Origin of the sequence: Streptococcus lactarius (assembly GCF_016642265.1) — a bacterium.
In the GTDB taxonomy this organism is placed as follows: Bacteria; Bacillota; Bacilli; order Lactobacillales; family Streptococcaceae; genus Streptococcus; species Streptococcus lactarius.
Genome location: NZ_MRXX01000003.1, coordinates 149,359 through 158,178 on the forward strand (window position 1 = coordinate 149,359; position 8,820 = coordinate 158,178).

General features: G+C 42.3%; 8 protein-coding genes. 6 read left to right on the forward strand and 2 right to left on the reverse strand.

Features of this window, described 5'->3' with window-relative positions; translation table 11 throughout:
- The first annotated feature begins 263 nt into the window (after positions 1-263).
- A complete protein-coding gene (locus BTU61_RS02910; protein WP_200772257.1) occupies positions 264-2,231 on the forward strand; it encodes a peptide ABC transporter substrate-binding protein in 1,968 nt (655 codons plus the stop codon).
- Between the two features lie 191 nt (positions 2,232-2,422).
- Here BTU61_RS02910 and BTU61_RS02915 read toward each other — a convergent pair whose 3' ends face one another.
- Positions 2,423-2,809, reverse strand: coding sequence for a bleomycin resistance protein (locus BTU61_RS02915; RefSeq protein ID WP_200772258.1), 387 nt, complete (start codon positions 2,807-2,809; stop codon positions 2,423-2,425).
- Between the two features lie 11 nt (positions 2,810-2,820).
- Complete coding sequence (locus BTU61_RS02920) at positions 2,821-3,648, reverse strand: exodeoxyribonuclease III (RefSeq protein ID WP_200772259.1); 828 nt, start codon at positions 3,646-3,648, stop codon at positions 2,821-2,823.
- A gap of 135 nt (positions 3,649-3,783) precedes the next feature.
- Here BTU61_RS02920 and BTU61_RS02925 point away from each other — a divergent pair, with 135 nt between their 5' ends.
- From BTU61_RS02925 to BTU61_RS02945, 5 genes are all read left to right on the forward strand, one after another.
- Complete coding sequence (locus BTU61_RS02925; RefSeq protein WP_200772260.1) at positions 3,784-4,236, forward strand: DUF3290 family protein; 453 nt, start codon at positions 3,784-3,786, stop codon at positions 4,234-4,236.
- The gene (locus tag BTU61_RS02930; protein WP_200772261.1) at positions 4,233-4,865 is read left to right on the forward strand and encodes a DUF421 domain-containing protein; all 633 of its coding nucleotides are present in this window, start codon (positions 4,233-4,235) and stop codon (positions 4,863-4,865) included. The genes BTU61_RS02925 and BTU61_RS02930 overlap by 4 nt, the downstream gene beginning before the upstream one ends.
- 138 nt (positions 4,866-5,003) lie before the next feature.
- Complete coding sequence (pbp2b, locus tag BTU61_RS02935) at positions 5,004-7,055, forward strand: penicillin-binding protein PBP2B (RefSeq protein ID WP_200772262.1); 2,052 nt, start codon at positions 5,004-5,006, stop codon at positions 7,053-7,055.
- A gap of 10 nt (positions 7,056-7,065) precedes the next feature.
- Positions 7,066-7,662 (forward strand): recombination mediator RecR, encoded by a 597-nt coding sequence (recR, locus tag BTU61_RS02940; RefSeq protein ID WP_187540902.1) that lies wholly within the window; start codon positions 7,066-7,068, stop codon positions 7,660-7,662.
- A gap of 76 nt (positions 7,663-7,738) precedes the next feature.
- Complete coding sequence (locus tag BTU61_RS02945; RefSeq protein ID WP_200772263.1) at positions 7,739-8,785, forward strand: D-alanine--D-alanine ligase; 1,047 nt, start codon at positions 7,739-7,741, stop codon at positions 8,783-8,785.
- The last annotated feature ends 35 nt before the right edge of the window (positions 8,786-8,820 follow it).

Genomic DNA, 8,820 nt, shown 5'->3' on the forward strand with positions numbered 1-8,820 from the left:
AAAAACAATTGAGAGGCTAAGGATTTTGTCCCAGCCTCTTTTTGCATGGAAACGCATATTTATTAAAAGAGCGGTCAAGAGGCTAGTTGATCGGATAGGATGTCCTGATTTAGCTAACAATGACTATTTTTATTGCGACCGATGTCATCCTTTCTTGACATCTTATTATATTCATTCATAAAAAACGAACATTTTCTAAAATTATTTGGTTTTTTTTAAGAAATAGTGTATAATGATAAAAAATCTAACATAAGGAGATCGTGATGAAAGCAAAAAGACTGTTAGCTCTTGCAGGAGTTTCTATTGCAGGTGCTTTTCTCTTAGCAGCATGTGGCGGTGGTAGTAGTAAACAAGCAACCTACTCGTTTGTTTATTCGGCTGATCCAAATACCTTGGATTACATTACAGCGACTCGTACAACAACTTCAGATATCACTAGTAACCTGGTGGATGGTCTTCTTGAAAATGACCAATACGGGAACTTTGTGCCAAGTCTAGCAGAAGATTGGACTGTCTCTGAAGATGGATTAACCTATACCTACAAACTTCGTAAAGATGCCAAATGGTATACCAGCGAAGGGGAAGAGTATGGAAAAGTAACGGCTCAAGACTTCGTAACAGGGATCCAACATGCCGTCGCAGCAAAATCAGAAGGTCTCTTCTTGATTCAAAATTCGATCAAAGGTTTGGATGCTTACGTCAAAGGGGAAACCAAGGACTTTAATACCGTCGGAGTGAAAGCTTTAGATGACCACACCATCCAATATACCTTGGTCCGTCCAGAAAGCTTCTGGAACTCCAAAACAACTTCAGGTGTTCTTTTCCCAGTTAATGCTAAGTTCTTGGAATCTCAAGGAAAAGATTTTGGTTCCTTGAAACCTAGCAGCATCTTGTACAATGGTCCTTACTACTTGAAATCATTAACTTCTAAATCTGAAATCGAGTTGGTGAAAAACAAAGACTATTACGATGCTAAAAATGTTCACATTGACAATGTTAAATTGACCTTCAATGATGGATCAAACCCAGATTCAATTATCAAAGGCTTTGAAAAAGGTCAATACTCCTTTGCGGGTGTAATGCCAAACAGCTCTACTTATAAGAATGTGAAGAAGAACTTTGGCAACAATATCGTCTATGGCTTGCAACTGGGTACTTCTTACTATCTTGGTTTTAACTTGGATCGTCAAAAGTATGATCACACCGCTAAAACAACAGATGAGCAAAAAGCTTCTACCAAGAAAGCTATCTTGAACAAGGACTTCCGTCAAGCAGTGAACTTTGCCTTTGACCGTAAATCGTATGCGGCGCAAGTTTCAGGTTCAGATGCTGCTGAGAAGACTCTTCGTAGCACTTTGGTACCCCCAACTTATGTCCAAATCAATGGAGAAGACTTTGGAAAAGCCGTTGAAAAACAATTGGTGACTTATGGAGATCAATGGAAGGGTGTTAGCCTAGAAGATGGTCAAACAAGCCTCTATAATCCTGAAAAGGCCAAAGCTTCATTTGCCAAAGCCAAAGCTGAATTGCAAAAACAAGGGGTTCAATTCCCGATCCATTTGGACTACATTGTCAGCCAAGTGGACAGCAGCATGGTCCAACAAGCTAGCTCCTTCAAACAGTCTGTAGAATCAACCCTTGGTGCGGAAAATGTTGTGGTGGATCTTCAAAAAGTATCAGATGATGATTTCCAAAACATCACCTACTTCAGTGATAATGCAGCAGCTAGAGACTATGATATCTCAGGTGGCGGATGGCAACCAGACTATCAAGACCCATCAACTTATCTTGAAAGTATCAGTCCAGTGAACGGTTCCGTTTCATACTATCTTGGTATTGATGCAGGATCAAACAACCCAGCCATCGCAGCAGTTGGCTTGGATCAGTACGCGAATATGTTAAAAGATGCGGATGCTGAATTATTGGATCAAGCAAAACGCTATGAAAAATATGCTACAGCCCAAGCTTGGTTGACAGATAGTTCCATTACGCTTCCAACCGTTTCAAATGGTGGAGCACCAATGCTTCAACGGACAGTACCATATAGCCGTGCTTCTTCCTGGGTTGGTACAAAAGGAACAGGAAGTAACTACAAATATCTGAAATTGACCGATGATGTAGTGACCACAAAAGAATTTGATAAGGCCAAGGAAACTTGGTTGAAAGAAAAAGCCAAATCCAATAAAAAAGCCCAAGAAGATCTTAAAGATCATATCGAAAAGAAAAAATAAAAAAACCATCATTGTTCCATCAATGAGGATAAAAAAAGTCGGAGCCGTCATGTGAGGGCTCCGGTTTTTTTAGGTCTCGAATGTTAGTTTGTCTCATTCTTTAATATGAAAGATAAATCAATCACCCGCTATTGAACTGGACTTAAAAAAATAGATTTTTGGGTATAGTTCATAGACGGGTGATGATCATTCTATTCACTAAATCTTAAAAAATAGCCATCTGGATCCAGAATTGCAAATTCATGAGGATGGATATAATGATCACCAACACGAAATTTTCTTTTAATTAATGGGCGATGAATAGGATAGTTGGCTTCTAACAATTTCTGATAGAGCCTAGGGACATCCTTGATGCCAAAGGAGATGTTGACTCCTCGACCAAAGGGGTAGTTTAGTTCAGCTAATTCATCCTTTGTCCCCTCCTCTAGCATGAGCTGGCAATCTTCAAGAGATAGGAAGAGAAAGTTTTCTTCTGGTCGTTCGTATTCGATGGTAAAACCCAACAAATCACAGTAGAAGGAACGGGACTGTTCTATATTTGAGACCATAAACTCGGGAATAACGGCATTATAGTTCATAAAGCAAATCCTTACAATTCAATCTCCAAGACAATCGGTGTGTGGTCTTGGCGTGGGCCTGAGTCGATCATGTCTGACTTGGTAACCTTATCTGCCACACGGTTACTTGTGAGCCAGTAGTCGATTCTCCAGCCAGTGTTGTTAATTTTTGATGTCTTGCTGCGTTGTGCCCACCACGTATAGCGCTCAGGGACATCGCCGTGGAGGTGGCGGAAGGTGTCAGTAAATCCTGCTGCTAAAAGGTTGGTGAAGCCTGCGCGTTCTTCATCTGTGAAACCTGGTGAACGGCGGTTGCTGGCTGGGTTGGCAAGGTCAATTTCCTTGTGGGCAACGTTGTAGTCTCCTGTTGCTAGGACAGGTTTTTGCTTGTCTAGTTGAGCTAAGTACTCCGCATATTTGACATCCCAGACTTGACGTTCTTCTAAACGTTTGAGGCCATCACCAGCGTTTGGTGTGTAGACCTGAGTGACGAAAAATGTATCAAATTCTAGAGTAATGATGCGACCTTCTGAATCCATGGTAGATGGGGCGCCAATTTCTGGGAAAGTGACAGTTGGAGTGAGTTCTTTCTTATAAAGGAACATGGTTCCAGCATAGCCTTTACGAGCAGGCTCTTGAGAAGAGCGCCAAGTATTTTCGTACTGCGGGAAGAGTTCTTCTAGTACTTCAAGGTGTTTTTTAGTAGGGCCCTTAGCTGAGAGCTTGGTTTCTTGGATAGCGATGATATCCGCATTTTCGGCCACCAAGGTTTGGAGGACGTCTTGTGATAATTTGGCACGCGCAGAATCGCTGGTCAATGCTGCGTTTAGGGAGTCGATATTCCATGAGATCAGTTTCATTGTATTTCCTTTTCTTGACAAAATAGATAATTTTATTATAACAAAAATTTAGTTTTTTTCTGATCTGAATGCCTTGAAATCTCCATTGAAATCATTTATAATAGTTTGAATTCACTGAATGAAAGGGTGTCCCCTATGAAATTTTACTCCTATGACTATGTATTGAGTCAGATCAGCCAGCAAAATTGGGTGACTATCGGGATCTCGATTTTTCTGATTGTACTGACTGGATTTTTTGCGGTCAAAGCCTATCGGGATAAGCACGATAGCAAATTCCGTGAATTATCCATTATTTCCATTTTGACTCTGGTTACAGTGGCCTTGATCGGGATCAGCAATTTCCAAATTAGTAAAAGTAATAACGACCAATTCCAACGCTCCCTGCATTTTATTGAAGTAATTTCAAAAGAATTAGATGTTAAAAAAGAAACCGTCTATGTTAATACGTCTGCAACTACAGATGGGGCGATTCTAAAAGTCGGAAAGGATTATTATCGGGCGATCGCTGGATCGGATCCAGATAGCTACTTATTAGAAAAAATGAATCTGTATAAGACAGATGTAGAACTCGTGGAGGTCAGCAAATGACATTTAATTTTATTGAAATTTTTATCAAATTAGCGCTAGGTCTGATTTCATTGGTGTTTGTCATCAATGTGACCGGGAAAGGCAATCTTGCACCTAGTTCAGCGACTGACCAAGTTCAAAACTTCGTTCTTGGTGGGATTATCGGCGGGGTCATCTACAATAGTTCGATTACGATTCTCCAATATGTGGTCATTCTCTTGATGTGGACCATTTTAATTCTACTTTTAAAATGGCTCAATACCAACGTCCGTTTTATGAAGCACTTAATCGATGGCAAACCAACGGTCATTATAAAAAATGGCAAGATTGATCCTGAAGCTTGTCGTTCCAAGGGACTTTCTGCTTCAGACGTTGCCTTGAAATTACGTGGACAAGGGATTTTTCAATTAAAAGATGTGAGGCGTGCTGTGATTGAACAAAATGGTCAATTGATCGTTGTCCGTGTGGGGGATGAAAATCCTAAATACCCGATCATTACTGATGGCGTGGTTCAGCTTGAAATTTTGGAAACCATTGGGAAAAGTGAAGAGTGGTTGCTAGCTGAATTGAAAAAAGAAGGCTATGACAACGTTTTGGATATTTTCATTGCTGAGTATGACAAAGGAACGATCAACGTTGTGACCTATTAGTGAGGAGTCGAAAGACTCTTTTTCTATTGTGAAATGATAAAAAAATAATGTAAATTGCTCTTCCTTTTCTTGAGATACAGATCGAAAAATAGTAAAATGGAAGGTAAGTGTTACAGAGAATAGAAGGGCAAAAAGTTCATGAAGAAAAAAATACGGAAGTTTGAAAATCATTCGATTACACGCAGACTTTATCTGTTATTTAGTTTGATTTGTCTTCTTTTTTTGGTTCTGATTGCCCGGCTTGGCTACATGCAGATTACCCACCAAGCTTACTACACGGATAAATTAGCTAAGGCAACGAAAAAGACAGTCAAGCAAGGAAGTGTGCGAGGACAAATCTATGATGCCGCTGGGAAGCCCTTGGTGGAAAATGTTGGAAAGCAAGTCTTGACCTTTACGCGGGATCGGAAAATGACGGCCCAAGAAATGAGAGAGACCGCTGGAAAACTCTTGCAGTATGTTGATGTGGAGAATCCTAAGGTGACCGAACGGCAGGAAGTGGACTATTATCTTGCTAATACCAAGGTATACAAAGAAGTGGTAGACCACTTGTCTGACAAAAAGAAATTTGACACCGATGGCAACCGCTTGCCGGAAGCCAAGATTTATCAAGCGGCAGTGGATAGTATTGATCCCTCAAAACTTGGCTATACAGATGATGAAAAAAAGATCATTTATCTTTACAGCCAGATGAATGCTGTGGAGAACTTTGCGACGGGGATTATTTCAACGCAGCCACTAGGGGCTGAACAAATCGCAACGATTGCTTCTGATAGTAAGGACCTTCCAGGCATTGCAATTACCACTAGCTGGGACCGTAAGGTTCTGGATACGCCCCTTGCTTCTATCATCGGAAGTGTCTCGACCGAGCAGGCTGGGCTTCCTGCCGAAGAGGTCGACCAGTATGTTAAAAAAGGCTATGCACTCAACGACCGTGTTGGAACCTCTTATCTTGAAAAGGAGTATGAGGAAGTCCTTCAAGGAAAACGAAGTGAAAAAGAAATTCTCCTCGATAAAAATGGCAACATGGAAAAGGTAGTCGACATCGCAAAAGGGGCCAAAGGGGAAAACCTCAAGCTCTCGATTGACTTGGATTTCCAAAAAGGAGTGGAGGACATTCTTCGCTCTGCCTTTAGCTCTGAGTTACAAGCAGGAAATGCCACCTTCTCCGAAGGCGTCTACGCGGTTGCTTTAGAGCCTGATACGGGGAAAGTCCTTGCCATGGCTGGTATTAAACACCAAATCGGCAGCCAAGATTTATCAGCAGATGCTTTGGGGACTGTGACCAATGTTTTTGTCCCAGGTTCTGTAGTCAAAGGAGCCACCTTGTCTTCTGGTTGGGAAAATGGTGCCATTTCCGGCAATCAGGTGCTGACCGATCAGCCCATTGTTTTTGCAGGATCTGCTCCTATTAATTCTTGGTTCACCCAATACGGTAGCCGTTCCATCAATGCGGTGGAAGCTTTGGAATACTCTTCCAATACCTATATGGTCCAAATTGCCCTCAAGATGATGGGACAACCTTATCGTCCCAATATGACCTTACAAATTGATCAGGTCGATCCGGCCATGAAAAAATTGCGTTCAACCTTTGCCGAGTATGGTCTTGGAACGTCAACGGGGATTGACCTTCCCAATGAATCGACCGGTTTTATCCCGAAAGAGTACACAGTTGGTAATTATTTGACCAATGCTTTTGGTCAGTTTGACAACTATACTCCAATGCAATTGGCCCAATATGCGGCAACAGTTGCCAATGATGGCAAGCGGGTTCGTCCTCATGTCGTCGAAGGTATCTATGACAATAATGCAGAAGGTGGACTTGGTCAGTTGAAAAAGACGATTGAAACCAAAGAACTCAATCAAGTCCATATCTCGGCTGAAGATATGGCTTTGATCAAGCAAGGCTTCTACCAAGTGGCCAATGGGACGAGTGGGTTAACGACAGGGAAAACGGTTGGTCGTGGGGCCAGTGTGCCCATCAGTGCCAAGACCGGTACTGCTGAAACATCTGTAGACGGTGGCAAGCAAGCTATCAATACCAATGTGGTGGCTTACGCCCCTTCAAACAACCCCAAGATTGCGGTCGCAGTGGTCTTTCCGCATAATACCAATCTCCAAGCGACGGTCAGCAATTCGATTACGCGCGACATTATCAATTTATACAATCAGAAACACCCTATGAATTAGAAAGGAAACTATGCTCTATCCAGCACCTATTGCAAAATTAATTGACAGCTATTCGAAGTTGCCAGGAATTGGGATCAAAACAGCGACCCGTCTCGCTTTTTACACCATTGGTATGTCGGATGATGATGTCAATGAATTTGCCAAGAACTTACTCAATGCCAAGCGTGAGTTGGGCTATTGTAGTATTTGTGGCAATTTGACCGATGAAGAGACTTGCGAGATTTGCCGAGACGAAACGCGAGATCCATCCATTCTTCTTGTTGTAGAAGATAGCCGAGATGTCTCTGCTATGGAAAATATCCAAGAATACCACGGTCGCTACCATGTCCTACACGGCTTGATCTCGCCCATGAATGGTGTGGGACCTGATGACATCAATCTCAAGAGTTTGCTTAGTCGCTTGATGGATGGAACGGTTACAGAGGTGATCGTTGCGACCAATGCGACGGCAGATGGGGAAGCAACGTCTATGTATATCTCACGCGTCCTCAAACCAGCTGGTATCAAGGTGACTCGTTTAGCACGAGGTCTAGCAGTTGGAGCCGATATCGAGTATGCGGACGAGGTGACCTTGCTCCGTGCGATCGAAAATCGGACAGAATTATAAGGGTAGTCCTTTCACAAGGACGGTCATTGTGGTATACTATCAAGTAAGAAATCAAGGGAACAATTAGGGAGAAACTATGAGTAAACAAGACTTAATCCTATTGTATGGTGGACGCAGTGCAGAGCGTAAAGTATCTGTTCTTTCAGCAGAAAGCGTGATGCGCGCGATTGATTACCAAGCATTTTCAGTTCAAACCTACTTTATTACGCAATCAGGAGATTTCATCCAGACGCAAGCTTTTGAAGAGAAGCCAGCGGATGATGAGAAATTGATGACCAATGAGACGATCGATTGGTCTAAAAAAGTGGCACCATCAGCGATTTATAAGGAAGGGGCGGTTGTTTTTCCGGTTCTTCACGGACCGATGGGGGAAGATGGTTCCATTCAAGGATTTTTAGAAGTCTTGAAAATGCCTTATGTTGGCTGTGGTATCCTAGCCTCTAGTGTAGCGATGGACAAGATCACGACCAAACGGGTCTTGGAATCTGCAGGGATTCCGCAAGTTCCTTATGTAGCTGTGGTAGAAGGCGATGACATAGATGAAAAAATTGCTACAATTGAAGCGACTCTCTCTTATCCCGTCTTCACCAAACCATCCAATATGGGTTCTAGCGTCGGAATTTCAAAAGCTGAAAGCCAAACAGAACTTCGGACTGCTCTTGAGTTAGCCTTCAAATACGATAGCCGAATTTTGGTTGAGCAAGGGGTTAATGCGCGTGAAATCGAAGTTGGCCTTCTTGGAAACTATGATGTGAAAAGTACTTTGCCAGGTGAAGTTGTCAAAGATGTGGCCTTCTATGATTATGATGCCAAATACATCGATAACAAAATTACCATGGCTATTCCAGCTCAATTGGACCCTGAGGTTGTGAAAATAATGCGAACCAACGCAGAAAAAGCCTTTCGTGCGATCGGTGGTTTGGGCTTAGCTCGTTGTGATTTCTTCTATACGGATAAAGGAGAGATCTTCTTAAATGAGCTCAATACCATGCCAGGCTTTACCCAATGGTCTATGTATCCCTTACTTTGGGACAATATGGGACTCAACTATACAGATTTGATCACCAAGTTAGTAGAGCTTGGAAAAGAAGTCTTCCAAAAACACGAAGCACATTTGTTGTAAGAATAGGGAGAGTGGGACAGAAATCGGTCATTCGT

Coding starts and splice junctions, on each gene's coding strand:
- BTU61_RS02925 (WP_200772260.1), top strand. CDS start 3,784: ATGAAATTTTACTCCTATGACTATGTATTGAGTCAGATCAGCCAGCAA.
- BTU61_RS02920 (WP_200772259.1), bottom strand. CDS start 3,648: ATGAAACTGATCTCATGGAATATCGACTCCCTAAACGCAGCATTGACC.
- BTU61_RS02910 (WP_200772257.1), top strand. CDS start 264: ATGAAAGCAAAAAGACTGTTAGCTCTTGCAGGAGTTTCTATTGCAGGT.
- recR (WP_187540902.1), top strand. CDS start 7,066: ATGCTCTATCCAGCACCTATTGCAAAATTAATTGACAGCTATTCGAAG.
- pbp2b (WP_200772262.1), top strand. CDS start 5,004: ATGAAGAAAAAAATACGGAAGTTTGAAAATCATTCGATTACACGCAGA.
- BTU61_RS02915 (WP_200772258.1), bottom strand. CDS start 2,809: ATGAACTATAATGCCGTTATTCCCGAGTTTATGGTCTCAAATATAGAA.
- BTU61_RS02945 (WP_200772263.1), top strand. CDS start 7,739: ATGAGTAAACAAGACTTAATCCTATTGTATGGTGGACGCAGTGCAGAG.
- BTU61_RS02930 (WP_200772261.1), top strand. CDS start 4,233: ATGACATTTAATTTTATTGAAATTTTTATCAAATTAGCGCTAGGTCTG.